The 15,508-nt window shown below is 75.7% G+C and carries 11 protein-coding genes; 4 read left to right on the plus strand and 7 right to left on the minus strand.

The window, feature by feature from the left end; genetic code table 11:
* Window positions 1-11 precede the first annotated feature (11 nt).
* The 4 genes from Q7T67_RS19310 to Q7T67_RS19325 all read right to left on the minus strand — a co-directional run bounded on the left by Q7T67_RS19310 (window position 12) and on the right by Q7T67_RS19325 (window position 4,781).
* Window positions 12-734, minus strand: coding sequence for a hypothetical protein (locus Q7T67_RS19310; protein ID WP_304793733.1), 723 nt, complete (start codon window positions 732-734; stop codon window positions 12-14).
* A 92-nt stretch (window positions 735-826) separates the two neighbouring features.
* Window positions 827-2,098 (minus strand): MFS transporter, encoded by a 1,272-nt coding sequence (locus Q7T67_RS19315; protein WP_304793735.1) that lies wholly within the window; start codon window positions 2,096-2,098, stop codon window positions 827-829.
* A 46-nt stretch (window positions 2,099-2,144) separates the two neighbouring features.
* A complete protein-coding gene (locus Q7T67_RS19320; protein ID WP_304793738.1) occupies window positions 2,145-3,146 on the minus strand; it encodes a D-alanyl-D-alanine carboxypeptidase family protein in 1,002 nt (333 codons plus the stop codon).
* 105 nt (window positions 3,147-3,251) lie between these two features.
* Complete coding sequence (locus Q7T67_RS19325) at window positions 3,252-4,781, minus strand: LCP family protein (protein WP_304793741.1); 1,530 nt, start codon at window positions 4,779-4,781, stop codon at window positions 3,252-3,254.
* Between the two features lie 353 nt (window positions 4,782-5,134).
* Here Q7T67_RS19325 and Q7T67_RS19330 point away from each other — a divergent pair, with 353 nt between their 5' ends.
* The 3 genes from Q7T67_RS19330 (at window position 5,135) to Q7T67_RS19340 (ending at window position 10,164) form a co-directional block, all read left to right on the plus strand.
* Window positions 5,135-5,551, plus strand: coding sequence for a thioesterase family protein (locus Q7T67_RS19330; protein ID WP_304793744.1), 417 nt, complete (start codon window positions 5,135-5,137; stop codon window positions 5,549-5,551).
* Window positions 5,548-6,786 (plus strand): M28 family peptidase, encoded by a 1,239-nt coding sequence (locus Q7T67_RS19335; RefSeq protein ID WP_304793747.1) that lies wholly within the window; start codon window positions 5,548-5,550, stop codon window positions 6,784-6,786. The genes Q7T67_RS19330 and Q7T67_RS19335 overlap by 4 nt, the downstream gene beginning before the upstream one ends.
* Window positions 6,787-7,191: 405 nt before the next feature.
* Window positions 7,192-10,164 carry a helix-turn-helix transcriptional regulator gene (locus tag Q7T67_RS19340; RefSeq protein ID WP_304793749.1) on the plus strand — a complete coding sequence of 991 codons (2,973 nt, stop codon included), beginning with the start codon at window positions 7,192-7,194 and terminating at the stop codon, window positions 10,162-10,164.
* Window positions 10,165-10,255: 91 nt separating this feature from the next.
* Here Q7T67_RS19340 and Q7T67_RS19345 read toward each other — a convergent pair whose 3' ends face one another.
* Together Q7T67_RS19345 and Q7T67_RS19350 are read right to left on the minus strand one after the other, a co-directional pair.
* A complete protein-coding gene (locus Q7T67_RS19345; RefSeq protein ID WP_304793752.1) occupies window positions 10,256-11,200 on the minus strand; it encodes an alpha/beta fold hydrolase in 945 nt (314 codons plus the stop codon).
* A gap of 544 nt (window positions 11,201-11,744) precedes the next feature.
* Entirely contained in the window at window positions 11,745-11,948 is a 204-nt protein-coding gene (locus Q7T67_RS19350; RefSeq protein WP_026910419.1) for a cold-shock protein, read from the minus strand.
* Window positions 11,949-12,166: 218 nt separating this feature from the next.
* Between Q7T67_RS19350 and Q7T67_RS19355 the strand changes: the two genes are divergently transcribed.
* A complete protein-coding gene (locus tag Q7T67_RS19355; protein ID WP_304793758.1) occupies window positions 12,167-13,198 on the plus strand; it encodes an MBL fold metallo-hydrolase in 1,032 nt (343 codons plus the stop codon).
* 60 nt (window positions 13,199-13,258) lie between these two features.
* Here Q7T67_RS19355 and Q7T67_RS19360 read toward each other — a convergent pair.
* On the minus strand, window positions 13,259-15,508 hold a 2,250-nt coding region (locus Q7T67_RS19360), incomplete at its 5' end, for a glyoxal oxidase (protein WP_304793761.1).

Genomic DNA, 15,508 nt, shown 5'->3' on the forward strand with positions numbered 1-15,508 from the left:
GCTCGGAGGGGCTAGCTCTGCTCCTCCACGATCGTCCGGCGGTCGAACGTGCCGGTGTTCTGGGTGCACGTGCCTGCGCCGCCGGCGCCCCGGACCCAGAGGGAGACCGTGTGGTCGCCGGTCGGCACGCCCGCGAAGAGCGACTCGATCGTCGCCGACTCGGCCGTGGTCGCGGTGGTCGTGGCGTCGAACCCGTCGAAGCCGGTGCCCCCGCCGGAGGCCAGGTCGTCGACCCGCAGCTGGAAGGAGCAGAAGCTCGCGCCCCCCGACTGGCTGACGACGGTGCCGCTCGTCAGTCGGACGACGGAGGTCGCCGACGTCTTCGTGAAGGTCCCGAAGTCCTTGACCTTCTTGAAGTTCGAGTTCGTGATGGCCGTGTCGGTCTGCGAGGTGTTGCCCGTCAGGACCTTCCGCGCGATGACCGCCGGTGCGCCGGCGACGCCGGTGTCGCCCTTGGCGCCCGTGTCGCCCTTGGCCCCCGCGGGGCCCGCGGCTCCGGACGGCCCGGTCTCGCCCTTCGCCCCGGGCGTGCCGGGCGCCCCGGCGGCCCCCGCCGAGCCCTTGGCGCCCTTCAGGGCTGAGCGGGTCTTCTTCGCGAGGTCCTTCGTCTGGATCGTGCCGTCCTTGATGTTCTTGCTGGTGATGACGGACGCCGCGTACGCGGTGCCCCCGCCGAGGGCGAGCAGCAGGGCCAGCGTGGCGACGATGTTGGAGTAGGTCAGGTGCCGTTTCATGCGTGCACCGTACGCCCCGCCGGCTCGGATGGGGCGATTCGTTTGCGATCGCCCCACCGGGCGCCACCTGGCGGGCGCCACCCGGCCGACGTTCACCCCCGGTCGAGCGCCACCGCCCCCGTCCGCCGCGCCGTCCACCCGAACCAGATCCACGACGCCAGGCCGACGGCCGCGATCGCGCCGCCCAGGACGCAGACCGCGTCCCACCCGCCGGCGCCCCAGACGGCCGACGAGGCGGTCGAGCCCGTGACGCCGCCGAGGAAGTAGGCGACCATGTACGCCGTCGTGATGCGGCTGCGGGCGTCGGGGCGCAGGGCGTAGATCGTGCTCTGGTTCGTGATCTGCAGGCCCTGGACGGCGAAGTCGAGGACGACGATGCCCAGGACGAGCGCCACGACGCTCGTGCCGCCCAGGTCGAGCAGGACCCACGAGAGGAGCAGCGTGACGAGGGCCCCGGTCGTGGCCGCGCGACCGTGCCCGGCGTCGCTGATCCGTCCCGCGACCGGGGCCATCAGGGCGCCCGCCAGGCCGGCGAGCCCGAACAGGCCGATGACGCCGTCGCCGTAGCCGTAGGGCTCGCGGGCGAGGAGGAACGCCACCGCGGTCCACAGCACGCTGAAGATCGCCATGCCGGTCGCGCCCAGCCACATCCGCCGGCGCAGCTCCGGCTCCTCGCGGATCAGCGCGAGGACCGATCGCAGCAGGCGGCGGTAGCGCACGCGGCCGGCCACGCCGTGGTCGGGGCCGACGGGCGGCGGGGCGACGGGCAGGAACCGCCAGAGCACCGCGGCGAGGACGAGCATCGTGCCGGCGGCGACGGCGAAGACGAGCCGGAAGCCCCCGAGCTCGGAGAGCAGGCCCGACAGGGTGCGGGCCAGCAGGATGCCGACGAGCAGGCCGCTCATCACGGTCCCGACGATGCGGCCGCGCTCCTCCTCGCCGGCCATCGACGACGCGAGCGGGACGACGACCTGGGCGACCGCCGAGGCCACGCCGACCGCGGCCAGCGACGCGGCCAGGACGGCGAAGCTCGGCGCGACGGTGCTGACCACCTGGGCGGCCGCGGCGACGACGAGCAGGCCGACGACCAACCGCCGCCGCTCGAGCAGGTCGCCGAGCGGCACGAGGAACGCGAGGCCCAGCACGTAGCCGACCTGGCCCGCGGTGACGAGCAGCCCGGCGGTCGACTCGCCGACGCCGAACGCTCGCGCGATCGTGTCCAGCAGCGGCTGGGCGACGTAGAGGTTGGTCACCGCCACGCCGCAGGTCACGGCGAGCAGGACGACCAGCCGGCGGTCCATCCGCTCGCCCGGGGCGGGGGAGAGGTCGGCGGCGGGGTCGGGGGCTGCTGGCGCTGCGCTCACCCGTCGATGGTTGCAGGACGCAACCTCGGGCGGCTGCGGGCGGGTCTCAGCGCGCCCGCACGCCGAGCGCCCGGAACCCGCGGTTCAGCAGCGCCTCGGCCTGCCGGGGGATGTCCGGCGTGTTCAGCAGGACGACGACGAGGCGGTGGCCGCCGCGCGAGACCGCGCCGACGAACGTCTTGCCGGCGGCGTTCGTGAAGCCCGTCTTCAGGCCGATCGTGCCGGGGAACCCCTGCTTCAGCAGCGGGTTGTGGTTCTGGAGGAAGAGCTTGCGGCCCTTGATCGGGAACGGCCGGACCGCCTGGTTCGTGCCGACGATCTTCGCCAGCCGCGGCTGGTCGAGGACCGCGCGGCCCAGGACCGCCAGGTCGGTGGCGCACGACCGGTTCTTCGCCTCGCGCTGCGTCCGGGTCTCCTCGAAGCCGCTGGGCGAGGCGAACGTCGTGCACGTCAGGCCGAGCGCACGGGCCTGGGCGTTCATCATCGCCACGAAGTTCTCGACGGTCCCGCCGACGTGCTCGGCCAGGGCGACCGCGGCGTCGTTGCCCGAGGCCAGCAGCAGGCCGTACTGCATCGTCTCGAGCTGGACCTTCTTGTAGAGCGGGAGCAGCCCGACGCGCGAGCCCTGCGCGGCGACCGCCTTGCGGGAGATCCGCACGCGCTCGGTCGGGCGGCTGTTGCCGTCGACCACCAGCGCGGTCATGAGCTTCGTGACGCTGGCGATCGGCAGCGAGCGGGTGGCGGAGTGCGCCCACAGCACCTTGCCGGTGTCGAGGTCGGCGACCAGCCCGGCGCGCGGCTGCTTGCGCAGCGGGTTGACGAAGCCGGGCGCGGCGAACTCGGGGGCGGCGGCCTGGAGCTTCAGCGGGACCGCGAGCGGGGCGACCGACGGCGGGCCGTTGACGCCCTGCAGCGGCGTGCGCTGGACCGTGGGCGCGTCCTCGCCGTCGGGCCCGGAGCCCGCCTGGGCGGTGGCCGAGCCGCCGCCGCAGCCGGAGAGGACCGGGCCCAGGACGAGCACGACGAGGAGGAGGGCCACACGCCGCACGGACCGGAGCATGCCCGACGCGGAGGACGGGGGCGCCGGGTGCAGGGCGTCGTTCACGGCCGGTCGGCGACCCCGCGAGGGCGAGGGCGCCCGACCGGCGCCCGCTCAGCCCGCGCGGTACGGCGTGAGGCTGCGGGCGATGGCCCGCATCTCGCTGTTGGTGAGGCTGTTCTTCAGGCTGTTGTTGACCCAGTAGGTGCCGTTGGGCGTCTTCCACACCAGGCGACGGATGCGCGCGCCGTCGTACTCGATGCGGAACGTGCGCCCGGCCAGCCGGACCTCGTCCGTGGTCATGTCGAGCACCGGCGGGTCCTTCCAGGACGTGCCCTGGATGCCGTAGTACTGGCCGATGCCGCCGCGCTGGCCGTCGACCGCGACGACCAGGCGGTAGCCCTGCCACGGGAACGCCCGGCCGCCGGCGGAGGCGATCTCGTACCCGCGGGAGTCGTTGTCGCGGTAGACCGCACCGTTCTGGACGAGCTTGGGGACGTAGATCGGCGCGGCGGTGAAGTCGCGTGCGATGCCGCTGTTGGCGACGTTGGTCTTGGCGGCGGCCAGGCCGTCGCCGAGCGTGGCGGGGGTCTTGGGCGTCTTGGAGCGGCGCTTGCGGCCGCTCGAGGTCCGGGAGGGCTCGGCGTCGTTGTCGGAGGCCTTGACCTTGCGCGGCGAGCCGGGGTGCAGGAACTGCCGGGCGGCCTTGGCCAGGCCGGCGGGCGTGGTCTGCAGCGCGCCCTCGTTCGTGTCGGTCGTGTCGAGCTGGATCCGCTTGGTCGGGTTGCCGACCACGCCCAGACCGAGCTTGACGACGCCGAGCAGGCCGCGCGAGGTGCGGATGTCGGTGTCGACGAACTTCAGGATCGTCTTGGCGAGCTTGTTGCCCTCGAAGATGAGCTTCGACGTGGCGATCTGCCCGCGGGCCTCGGACAGGTAGTGCTGCTGGCGGGCCTCGCGCACGACGTCGTTGTCGAGGTGGCGGAAGCGGACGTAGTCCAGCGAGTCCTCGCCGCAGAGCCGCTGGTAGCCGGCCTTGACGTCGATCGAGGCGTACGGCTGGGTGTCGCCGACCGGCGGGTTGTTGTCGTTGAAGTAGCGGCGGTCGACGTCGGTGTAGAAGCAGCCGAACGCGTTGACGGCGGCGGAGAACGCGGTGAAGCGGATCGAGACGTAGTGGTGGATCTCGAACGTCTCCTCCGGCGTGGAGAGCAGCTCCTTGAGGCGGTCGATGAGCTTGTCCGGGCCGCCGGCGAACGCGGCGTTCAGGCGGACGTTCGATCCGCCGGCGACGATCAGGTCGCGCGGCAGCGACAGCATCGACGTGACCTTCGCGTTGCTGTCGAGGCGGACGAGGATCATCGTGTCGGACCGCTGGCCGCTGGCCTCGCCCTTGCGCGCGTCGTCGCCGACGAGCAGCATCGTCTGCGGCTTGCCGGGGTCGACGTCGTCGAGGGCCTCCTTGGCCTTCTTCGTCGCCACCGTCTCCTCGGGGAGCGCGTTGACGATGAGGTCCGACTCGCGCTTGATCGTCGTGGCGACGGCGACGCCCGCGACGGTCAGGACGATCACGCACGCCAGCAGGATCCGCAGCGCGAACTGCGTGCCGGGGCGGGGCGGGCGGAGGTCGGACGGGGCGCTCATGGCGGGTGGCCTCGGGGACCGGGCGGCGGCCGTCGGAGCGGCCGGGTCGGGGCGGGGCGCAGGACGCCCGCGCGGACGCAGGGGGCCCGCGGGTCCAGAGACGGTAGCGCACCCCCACGGCCCCGCGTGCAGGTCGGGGATCGCGGCGCGGGGCGGATCGGCGGCGCGCGGCGCCCCCGCGACGGGACCGTCGACGCCCCGGGCACGGGACCGCGACACGACGTCGTTCGCCCCGTGGCGCGAGGTCGGGGAGCGGCGCGCTACCGCTCGTCCGACCTCGAAGGCGCCACGTCCCGCGCGGTGCCCCGGAGTGCGGATCGCGACCTCCGACCCCGCCCGCTACCGTCGCGGGCATGACGACCGACCGTGGCCACGTGACGCGGGTCCCGATCCTGTTGCGCAACCGCGACATGGACACGCTGGGGCACCTGAACCAGTCGCTCTACCACGTGTTCATCGAGGAGGCACGGACGGCGGTGGTCCTCGAGCTGCTCGGCACGGGCGTCGTGGACTACGTCCTCGCGCGCGTCGAGCTGGACCACCTGCACGAGGTCCGCCTGGAGGACCGCGAGGTCGCGGCGGAGGCCTGGATCGAGCACGTCGGCGCCAAGAGCCTGCGGATCGGCTCGCGGGTCGTGAAGCTCGACGGCACCGTCGTCGCGCAGGGCACGACCGTGCTCGTGGCGTGGGATCCGGAGCGCCGCGGGTCGCGGCCGATCGACGACGAGGAGCGGGCCGCGCTCGTCGCCGGACTGCCGGTCGCGACGTGAGCGCCGCGGCGGGGGTCGACCGGGCGGTCCTGCGCGAGGTCGTCGAGACGCTGGCGCCGCTCGTGCGGCGCGCCGGGTCCGCCGACGAGCACCGCGCGGCGGACTGGATCGCGGAGCGCCTGACGCGCGCGGGCGCCCCCGCGCACGTGGAGGACGCGACGTTCCTCGACGGCTACGCGCCGCTGATCGGCGGGCTCGCCGCGATCGGCGCGGCCGCCGGGGTGGTCGGACAGACCCGTGCAGGTCGGCGTCTGGCGATGGTGGCCGGCGCGCTGGCGGCCGCCGCGATCGTCGACGACGTCTCGAACGGGCCGCGGATCGCCCGCCGCGCGGCGCGTCGCCCGACCCCGACCTGGAACGTCGTCGCCGAGGCCGGCGACCGGGACGCCGAGCGCACGCTCGTCGTCATGGCCCACCACGACGCTGCGCCGTCGGGCGCGATCTTCGACCAGTCCCTGCAGCGCCTGGCGCACGAGAAGCTCCCGGGCCTGTTCGAGCGCGCCGACACGGCGGTGCCCGTCTGGTGGCCGGTCGTCGGCGGCCCCGTGCTCGCCGCGCTCGGCGCCGGGCTGCGCCGTCGCGGGCTGGGCCTGTTCGGGGCCGCGATGAGCGCCGGCAGCGTCGCGGCGATGGCCGACATCGCGCGCTCGCCGATCGTCGCCGGTGCCAACGACAACCTCTCCGCGGTCGCGGCGCTGGTCGGGCTCGCGGAGCGGCTGCGCGACGCCGAGGACCGCGGCGACGGGGTCGGCGTCCGCGTCCTCCTCGTCTCCTGCGGCGCCGAGGAGGTCATCCAGGGCGGCATCCACTCCTTCGCCGAGTCGTGGTTCCCGCGCCTGGACCGCGAGACGACCTGGTTCCTCAACCTCGACACGATCGGCTCGCCCGAGCTCGTGTCGATCGAGGGCGAGGGCCCCGTCGTGATGGAGGACTACTCCTGGCGCTCCTTCCGCGACCTGATCGAGCGCGTCGCGTGGCGCGACGGCCTGCCGATCCGTCGCGGCATGCGCGCCCGGTCGAGCACCGACGCGGTGGTCCCGTCCCGCGCGGGCTACCCGACGGCGTGCCTCGTCTCGTTCGACCGCGCGAAGGCGATGCCGCACTACCACCTGGTCACCGACGTCCCGGAGAACCTCGACTACGACACGATCGCCCGCGCGGTCGCCCTGACGGAGGCCGTCGCCCGGGAGCTCGCCGGCGACGCGGCCCAGACGGGCGTGACGCGGCGGGGCTGAGCGCCGGACGGGCCGCGGGGCCGGGGCGCCCGGCGTCGCGGACCGCCGTCCGGCGGCAGGTGGTGCTGAGGCACCTCCCGGCGACGGTAAGGGGTGCCCGGTCGCGGGGCCCGTCGAGGTAAGGGGTCGAACCCCGCAGGAGGCACCGATCGCCCGATGTGTACGGCGCCGAGGTGGTCCACGCTGGAGACCGTGACCACCTCGACCGACGGGAACCCCTCGTGTCCGGCTCGCTCCTCACCCAGCACCTCGTCTCCACCCGCAACCAGGACCTCGACCGCGCCGCGGCCGTCGCCACCCGCGCCGACGTCGCCGCGCACGCCCCCGGCCGCGCCGGCGGGTGGGTCGACGCCGGGCTCCGCGTCCTCCACCGGGGCGCTCCCCGGGGCACGGCATACTCCGGGCATGGCCTCCCGCGTGAGCAGCGCGCGCCTCGTGGGGCGCACCGGCGAGCTCGCGGAGCTGCACGCCGCGCTGCGTGACGCGGCGGCCGGCCGGCCCTCCCTGCTGCTCGTCGCGGGCGAGAGCGGCGTCGGCAAGAGCCGGCTGCTCGCGGAGTTCGAGCACGCCGCCCGCACGGACGGCGGGCCCGCCGGTGCCCGCGTCATCGGCGGCGACTGCATCCGCCTCGGCTCCGGCGAGTTCCCCTACGCCCCGCTGGCCGCCGCGCTGCGGCCGCTCGCGCGCGACGGCGATCCCGTCCTGGCGGCGCTGCCGGAGGCCACCCGCGTGGAGCTCGGGCGGATCGTCCCGGGCCTGGCCCCGGCCGCGGCGCCGCCGGTCACCGGCACGCCCGGCCCCGACGCCGACCAGGCCCGGCTCTTCGAGGCCCTGCTCGCGGTCGTCGCCGCGCTCGCCGACGACCGCCCGCTCGTCCTGAGCGTCGAGGACCTGCACTGGGCGGACACCTCGACGCGGGCGTTCCTGTCGTTCCTCTCGCGGTCGCTGTGCGACGAGCGCGTCCTCGTCGTCGCGACCTACCGGCCCGACGAGCTGCACCGTCGCCACCCGCTGCGCCCGCTGCTGGCCGAGGTCGAGCGCGAGTCGCGGTCCCGGCGCATCGAGCTGCGGCCCCTGCACCGCGACGAGCTCGGCGAGCTGCTGGGCGAGATCCTCGGCGGCCCGGCGGACGACGCGCTCGTCGGCCGGCTGTGGGCGCGGGCGGAGGGCAACCCGCTGTTCAGCGAAGAGCTCCTAGCCGCCGACCTCGACGGGCGCGGCGCGCTGCCGCCGACGCTCCGCGACGCGCTGATGCTGCGGATCGAGCGACTGTCCGAGACCGCCCAGGAGCTGCTGCGGATCCTGGCCGTCGGCCAGCGCCTGGGCCACGACCTGCTCGCCGACGTCTCCGCGGTGGACGCGGGCGAGCTGCACCCCGCGTTGCGCGAGGCGGTCGCCGCGCACGTCCTGGTGGTCGACGACGAGGAGCGCTACGCGTTCCGGCACGCCCTGCTGCGCGAGGTCGTCGAGGACGACCTGCTGCCGGGCGAGCGGACCCACCTGCACCGGCTGCTGGCCGAGGCGCTCGAGCGGCGCGTGGCGCAGATCGGCGACGACGTCGACGCGATCAGCGCCGCGGCGCACCACTTCCAGGAGGCCGACTGCCAGCCGCAGGCGCTCCGTGCCGCGGTCCGGGCGGCGGCCACCGCGGAGCGGGTCCGCGCCCACGGCGAGGAGGCCGACCTGCTCGAGCGCGCCCTCGGCCTGTGGCCGCGCGTCCCCGACGCCGAGCAGCGCGCCGGGGCGTCGCACGTCGAGATCGTCCTGCGAACGTCCCGCGCGCACGAGAGCGTGGGGTTCCTGCCACGGGCCGAGGCGCTGCTCGAGCTCGCGATCGGCGAGATCGACGAGGCCGAGGACCCGCGCCTGGCCGCCCGCGCCCTCGGCCGGCTGGCGCAGGTGCAGTGGGCGCAGATGCGGGCGGAGGTCGCGCTCCAGACCGCCCGACGGGGACTCGCGCTGCTCGAGCACGACCGCGGCGTGGAGCGCGCGCGGCTGCTGGGGTGGTGGGCGAAGACCCGGATGCTCCAGGGGCGCTACCGCGAGGCCGTCGACGTCGCCCGCCAGGTGCTGATGTTGGCGTCGGAGAACCAGGACCCGGTCGCGGAGTTCTTCGCCCGCAACGCGCTCGGGATCTCCCTGGCCGGCACGGGCGACCCGGACGGTGGGGCCCGCGAGCTGCGCCGGGCGATCGACCTGGCGGACCTCGAGGGCCGCGAGGTCCGGCGCTCCAGCGCGTACGTCAACCTCGCCGAGGTCATGCACATGGCCGGCCGGACCCGGCAGGCGCTCGACGTCCTCGGCGACGCCCGTGACCTGACGCGGCCGCGGACGCACTCGCGGGCGTGGATCGAGGCGGCGATGTCCGAGTGCGCCCTCGCGCTGGGCGACTGGGACGCCGCCGACGCGTTCCTGGCCCCGACCGACCGCTGGATGTGGGACAACGGCCGCCTGAACGTCACGCTGCGGCGGGCGGAGCTGGCCCTGGGCCGCGGGGACGAGGAGCTCGCCCGCGCGTTGCTCGACGAGGCCGAGCCGCTGGCCGACGGCGGCGACGAGCCCCAGTTCCACGGCCCGATCGGCGTCGCCCGGGCGGCGCTCGAGCTGCGGGCCGGTGACCACGACGCGGCGTGGTCGGCGATCGGGACCGCGCTCGAGCGGATCGAGTTCTGCACGGAGGACACCGGGCGCATCGTCCACGTCGCCTGCTGGGGCGTCCGGGTGGCCGCGCACGCCGCGCGGGCGGCCGGCGACCGACGGGAGGACGACGCCCCGGCGATCGCGCGCGCCGAGTCGATGGCCGAGCGGGTGGAGGCGGCGGCCACGACGGGCGGACCGGTCGAGGACGCGAGCCGCCTGGTCGCCCGGGCGGAGCTGGCGTGCGCCCGCGGGACGGGCTCGCCGGAGGACTGGCACGCGGTCGCGGACGCCTGGCGCGCGCTCGAGTACCCCTACGCGGAGGCGTGCGCGCTGTGGCGGGCGGCGGAGATCGAGGCGGACGCCGGGCACCGCGAGGCCGCGGCCACCTCGGCCGCGACGGCGCTGGCGGTCGCGGAGCGCCTCGGGTCCCGGTGGCTCGCCGCCGAGCTGCGCGGGCTCGTCGCCCGGGCGCGGCTGCGGATGCCGGCCCCGGACCGTCCGGCGGCCGACGCGCCCTCCGACGATCCCTTCGGGCTGACCCCACGCGAACGCCAGGTGCTCGCGCTCGTGGCGGGCGGGGCGACGAACCGCGAGGTCGGTGCGGCCCTGTTCATGGCCGAGAAGACCGCGAGCGTCCACGTCTCGCGGATCCTGGCGAAGCTCGGGGTCCGCAGCCGCACCGAGGCGGCCGCGGTGGCCCACCGCACCGGCCTCGCGGGCGCGGTGGCGACGGGCTGAGGGGGCGGGGCGGTCGGGGCGGGCCGCCTCCGGTCGGGCCGTGGCGGTCCGGCCGTGGCGCTCGGGCCGCCCTCGGTCAGGCCGCCCTCGGTCAGGCCGTGGCGGCCTCGCGACGCTCGGCCGCCGCGGCGACCGTCGACAGGGCCTTCAGCAGCACGGGATTGAAGCTCTCGGGGAGCATCGTCACCGCGCCGTGGGTGCCGGGGGCCTCGAAGGTCGGGGCGCCCAGGCTCTTCGCGAGCGCGTGCTGCTTGCGCGGCGGGACGGTCGTGTCGTCGCGGGTGACGACGACGGCGGAGGGGACGGTCAGCGAGCCGTTCCAGGGACGGGCGTCGAAGCGGCCGAGCTCGCGGCCGGCCTCGGCGATCGACACGGACGAGCCGCGGCCGAGCTCGGCGGCCTGCCAGTCCGTGCCGCGGCCGCCCTCCTCGCCCATGAGGACCATCACGCGGCGCCAGATCCCCTCGGGCGAGAGGCCGAGCAGCAGCCGCAGCCCCGACATGCCGCTCCAGAGCAGCCGCAGGCGGCGCTCGGACCAGTCGTTCGCGGTGGCGCACAGCACGATCCCGGTGACGATCCCGGGGTGGTGGCGCGCGACGAGCTGCGTGACGGCGCCGCCGAGCGAGTAGCCGACGACGATCGCCGGGCCCGCGTCGAGCGCCTCGAGCACCGCCGCCGCGTCGTCCGCGCAGTCCTGCAGGCGGAACGGCTCGGGCGTGCGCAGCCCGCGACCGTGGCCGCGGAGGTCCATCGCGATCACGCGGTACCCGGCGGCGTGCAGGTCGTCGTACGTCGTGAACCAGTTGAGGTCCGCCGCGAACATCCAGCCGTGCAGCAGCAGGACCGTGCCGGCGTCGGTCCCGCCCTCGGCGGGCCCGGTGTCCCGCACGAAGAACTCGCCGCGGCCGGGCACGTGCAGCAGGCGGCCGGGCGGCAGCGCGACGGGCGGCTCGGGGACCACGACGTGGTCGTCGGTCGCCCCGGCGGCGCGCCGGAAGCGGGGGACGAGGGCCTGGGCGGCGATGGAGCGGGCCATCCGTCGATGCTAGGCGGTCGGGATCCCCGGCCGTGCGGGCGATCTCACGTCGGCGGGCGCATGCGGATCGGCGTCGGTGGGCAGGGCGACCCCGTGGTGCGGGGCGGTCGGCCGGGCTCGGGCCACCGACGCAGGTTCGTGCCGTGGGGCGGCACGTCGCTGCGTCGCCGGGCGGGTTCGGGTCTTCGACGCGGGTTCGTGCCGTGGGGCCGCGCGTCGCTGCGTCGCCGCCCGGGCTCGGGCCCCCGACGCAGGTTCGTGCCGTGAGGCCGCACATTCCGGCGTCGGAGTCGCCGTGGACGTGCACCATCCGCCATTCCAGCGCGCGGCTCTCGCGAAGTGGCGTCGGATGCATGTAGGGCGTGCGTGATCCGCCACTCGCGCCCGCGGCACCCGTCGAGTGGCGGCCGACGCATGTCGGGCCTGCGCTCCGCCCGAGTCGTCATGCCCCGCCCCACCGAACGCAGAAGGCCCGCCGAATGGCGGGCCTTCTGATCCTGCTGTCCGTCAGGCGCGAGCGCCAGACGGAACGAAGTCGGGCGTCTTAGATGACGTCGACGTTCGTGGCGTTGGGGCCCTTGGGGCCGGTCTCGGCGTCGAAGGAGACCTTCGCGCCCTCGGCCAGGGTCTTGAAGCCCGTGCCGTTGATGGCCGAGTGGTGGACGAAGAGATCCTTGCCGGCCTCATCGGGCGTGATGAACCCGAAGCCCTTCTCCTCGTTGAACCACTTAACGGTGCCTGTGGCCATGTGATGTCCCTCCGTGGGGTGTTGTGTTGTGCAACGGCGCGGAGGGTGCTGATGCAACGACTGCGAACGCTGGCACTGCTTCGCCGGACCGGATGGCCCAGCACTTACGGGAGGGAGCATGGCACATATCGCCGGGAGTGCAAGACAGGAGTGCAAGACGGATCCCCAGTACCGACGGGCCGACGACATCGAAGGCCGTCCCGGATAGCGTCCGACGGATGCACACCACGCTCGCCGGCGCCCCCTCCGCGTTCGAGGGCGGCCTGCGTCCGCTGGGGTCCGGCACGTGGGCCTGGATCCAGCCCGACGGGGGGTGGGGGGAGGCCAACGCGGGCCTCGTCGTCGGGGATGGCGCGTCCGCGGTCATCGACACGCTCTGGGACCAGCGGCGCTGCCGCGAGATGCTCGCCGCGATGGCCGGACCGACCGCCGACGCCCCCGTCCGGCTGGCGATCAACACGCACGCCGACGGCGACCACTGGTGGGGCAACGCCGAGCTGCCCGCGGACGCGCGGATCACCACCTCGAGCGAGGCGCGCACCGCGATGGACGAGGAGGAGACGCCGCGGGGGATGGCCCGGCTGCGGCGGCTGACCGGCCTGTCGGGCCGGCTGCCCGGGCGGGCGGGGGAGATGGGCCGCTACGTGCGCGGCATGCTCGAGCCGTTCGATTTCCGCCACGTCGACCTCCGCCTGCCCGACGACAGCTTCCACGGCTCCGCGACGGAGGAGGTCGGCGGTCGTGCGCTGGAGCTGCGGATGCTCGGTCCCGCGCACACGGTCGGCGACCTCATCGTCCACGTCCCCGACGCCGGTGTCCTCTACGCGGCCGACCTGCTGTTCGTCGGCGTCACCCCGGTGATGTGGGCCGGCCCCGTCGACAGCTGGATCGCCGCGCTCAACGCGATCCTCGCCCTGGACGCCGGGACGATCGTGCCCGGCCACGGGCCCGTCGGCGGCCCGGACGAGGTGCGGGCCATGCGCGACTACTGGACGTGGCTGGAGCAGGCGGTCGCGGCGCAGCACCGCATGGGCCACAAGGCGCTCGAGGCGACGATCGAGATCCTGGGCGACCCCGACGCCGCCGCCTACCGCCGGTGGCTCGTCCCCGAGCGCACGCTGATCAGCGTCTCGGTCATGCAGCGCCACCTCGAGGGCGACGGACCGCTGCCGCGCACGACCGCCGTCCGCGCGGCGCTCTTCGACCAGGTGGCGTCGGTGCGGCGGGCGCTCGGGGACGACCTGGGCTGAGCTGGGCCGGAGCCGCACCCCGACCCGCCACGGGGCGGGGTCGGGGACCGACCCGGCGCGTCACCGCCGCGTCGGCCGCAGGCGCAGGACCGTCGTCCGGGTCGCCGCGTTGCCCGCCGCGTCGGTCGCCGTGGCCCGGACCCGGAGGCGGAGCGGTCGACCGGCGCGCAGGACGCGCCGGGCCCGGGTGTCCAGGCGGACGGTCACCGTGCCGCTCAGGCGGCGGAACGTCAGGCGGAGCGTGCGGCGCTGCTCGCGGCCCAGGGCGCGGACACGGACGACGACCCGGCCCGGCTCGTCGGCACCGACCCGCAGGCGGACGACCCCGGCCCGGCGCGACGGCCGCGGCGACGCCACGACCGCTCGCGGAGCGCGTCGGTCGCGGATCGCCGACGACGGCGCGGGAGCGCCCGGGTCCGGCACGGGCCCGGAGCTCGTCCCCGCGCCCCGGTCGCCGTCGTCCCCGCCGTTCCCGGTGCCACCGCCGGCACCGTTCCCGCCGCCGGACCCACCGCTCCCGCCATCGCCGTTCCCGCCGGTCGCGCCACCCGGCCACCCCGTCGTCCCGAGCAGCGGAGCGTCCGGGGCGTCGCCGCGCAGCTGGACCCAGCGGGCCTCCGCCGGCGTGCCCGCGGCGTCCCAGAGGAACAGCATGTACCAGCCCGCCGAGAGGCCCCGCCCGGTCGGTGCGAGGACGTTCACGCCCTCGCCGGCGACCCGGTCCAGGGGCAGCTCGGCGAACGCGCGGTTCATGTTCGTCGCGTGGGTCACGGCGTCCGGGGCGACGAGCGTCGCGCGGGTGATGCGGCGGCCGGCGACCTCGTCGACCCCGACCCCGAACGGTGCGCCGAAGCGCACGGCGGACGGGCCCGCCGTGACGGTCGGCCGGGGCGCACGGGCGTCGCCGTCGAAGAGGTAGGCGGGCTCGTAGATCTCGCCCTGGTCCTGGGGGCGCCCCGCGGGAGCCCGGCCCTGCGCCGGGACGTCGGCGAAGTTCCAGTAGTCGTCACCGGCGGACAGGACGCGGCCGTCGGGCAGCAGGACGGCGGTCGAGTGGTAGCTGCGCCACTTCGCCTGCGCCGGGCCGGTGCGCCAGCCGGACTCGCCCGGCTTCCACAGCGCGACCGACTTCAGCTCCTGCTGCCCCTCCGTCGCGTTGTTGCCCGCCAGGCCGTTCGCGCGCCGGAAGCCGGCAGCGCCGCCGACGTAGGCGAAGCCGCCGTCGGGGAGTCCGACGAGCTGCCCGTAGGACCGCGGGCGGTCGAGGTCGGGGACCGGGTCCGAGCCGTCGGCGGTCCACTGCCGGTCGCCGCTGGTCAGGTCGACCGACTCGGCGGAGGCCGTCGCCGGGTCGACCGCCCGGTCGGCGGACGCGGGGTCGTCCCAGTCGGCGCCGTAGCCGCCGAGGGTCATCATCCGGCTCGTCCCCGGCAGCAGCGCCGCGCTGCCCCCGGAGCGCTGGTTGGACCGCGTGTACGGCCCGTCGGTCCACGCACCCGCGCCGAACAGCCGCGACGGGTCGAGGATCCGCGTGTCGCGGCGGTAGTGGCCGACGTAGGCGACCTTGCCGTCGGGCAGCGTCTGCATGTGCGGGTAGAAGCTCTCGGTCCGGCGCGCGTCCGCGGGGGACGCCGCGATCGTGCCGACCTGGCCGCGGGCCCGCCCGGGCGTGAAGACCTCGAGGTCGTCGTTGTTCCGCCCGCCCCCGGCCTCGTCGTAGCCGGCGGCGATCACGGTCCGTCCGTCGGGGAGCGCCTGCTGGGACGGATACCACCGGCCGTGGCGCATCCGCGGCTGGCGGGTCCAGCGCCTCGCCCACGGGTCGTAGGAGTAGGTGCCGGCCCAGCCGCCGAAGTCCGCGTGCCCGCCACCGCTCTGCGCGCCGTACTCGGGGTAGAACGCGTTGCCCCCGGCGACGAACAGCTCGCCGGTCGGCAGCAGCGACTGGCCGGAGCAGAAGATCGGGGCCGGGGCGATGTCGTCGGCGGAGCCGTCGCCGTCGAGGTCGATCGTCTCCGGCGGCAGGTCGTGGCGGGTGGACCGGCCGGTCTCCGGGTCCCAGGTGTAGAACGGCGCGGCGTTCTCGCGGGTGCCGTTCGCGCCGGTGGCCAGGGCGCCGCGACCCCAGTAGGCGACCTCGCCCGTGGGCAGCACGGCGGCGTTGATCGCCCACGTCGGCAGGTCCACGCGCGTGGGCGACCAGCGGCCGACCCGGTCGGCGGGTCCGACGTCGGCGTTGATCTTGCGCGCGGCCCGGCGGGTGTCGGCGGCGATCGTCGCGCGGGTCGCGGCGGGCGTCGCGGCCCAGGC

This window comes from Patulibacter sp., assembly GCF_030655195.1.
Classification (GTDB): domain Bacteria; phylum Actinomycetota; class Thermoleophilia; order Solirubrobacterales; family Solirubrobacteraceae; genus Patulibacter.